Below are 1,233 nucleotides of genomic sequence, written 5' to 3'. Positions count from 1 at the left end.
GCGGCCGGCCCCATCGCTCTGTGCGTCGCCGTCGCCTCCACCCCGACCACGGTCCAAGCGGCTACCTGGGCCAAGCCGACCGCCGTGCGCACCACGTCGGCCGCCGCCGACCCAGGCGGCTATGCGCAGGTGTTCCTCAGCGCCTGGTTGCGCAGCAGTGCGGACGACGCGACGAGTGCGCAGGCGCGGCTTGCGCAGTCGATGGCGCCGGACGTCGAGTTGCCCGACCCGGCTTCCGATGCGCAGTCGGCGCCTCAGTCGGTGACGGCGGTGCGCAGTGCGCAGCGCACCGGCGGGGCGTGGTCGGTGACGGTGGCTGCGCAGTATGCCGACGGTTCGGTGCGCTACTACGCCGTGCCGGTGGCCGCCGACACCTCGGGCGCCTCGTTCGCGGTGACCGGTGCGCCCGGCGTGGTGGCTGGCCCGGCCCACACCGAGGTGCCCAAGTCGTCGTATGCCGTGACCGTCCCGGAGGGGGATCTGTCCTTGGCCGTCGGGGAGTTCCTCGCCGCCTACCTGACCGGTGCCGGCGAGGTCGACCGCTACCTCGCGCCGGGGGTGAAGCTCACCGCCCTCTCCCCCGCCCCGTACACGGCGGTCTCCGTCGAGCAGATCTCCGCGGTCGAGGAGGCCGCGGCCGCCGAGCAGGTACCGGCCGACGGCACCACGGTGCGTGTCCTCGCCTCGGTGCAAGCCCGCAACGCCGGTGGTCGGTGGCCGCTGGCCTACGAGCTCACGCTCAAGGCCCGCTCGGGCCGGTGGGAAGTCGCCGCGCTTCAGTCCGGCACGGTCCGGGCCGGGGGTGCCCGGTGAACACGATGCACAGCCTGATGCTCGCCGGGCAGCTCAACGACCTCGGCAACTCGTGGATCAACATGTTCAAGCAGTGGGCGACCAAGGGCCTGCAGGCCGGGCTGATCTGCCTCGTCGTCGTCATCATGATCCAGAAGTTCAGCCTCAGGGCCGGTATCGGCGCCCTGCTGCTGATGGTGATCGCGCTGGGGCTGTACAACGCGCGCAACGACCTGGCGAACATGTTCGAGGACGAGGTGAAGAACCCGGCCAAGGGCGCACCCGCAGTCCCCGGCATCGTCCCATCCGAACTCCCAGCTTCCCGTGACCACGCGCCGGGCGCCGGAGGCCGGCTGTGACCGCAGCCGCAGCGCGGGTGGGCCGCTTCTACACCGCCGCCCGCCGCCACCCCTGGGTGCTGGGCAAGGTCGCCGACTGGAA

The 1,233-nt window shown here is 72.1% G+C and carries 2 protein-coding genes; both read left to right on the top strand.

Going from position 1 to position 1,233, the window contains the following annotated elements:
• On the top strand, nt 1-813 hold an 813-nt coding region (locus ACWDA7_RS53090; RefSeq protein WP_450615441.1), incomplete at its 5' end, for a conjugal transfer protein.
• Nucleotides 810-1,151 carry a hypothetical protein gene (locus ACWDA7_RS53085; protein WP_450615439.1) on the top strand — a complete coding sequence of 114 codons (342 nt, stop codon included), beginning with the start codon at nt 810-812 and terminating at the stop codon, nt 1,149-1,151. The genes ACWDA7_RS53090 and ACWDA7_RS53085, both read left to right, overlap by 4 nt.
• Nucleotides 1,152-1,233 lie beyond the last annotated feature (82 nt).

The sequence above is a fragment of the Streptomyces sp. NPDC001156 genome (assembly GCF_053598275.1).
This window is presented reverse-complemented; position numbering and strand designations above follow the sequence as displayed.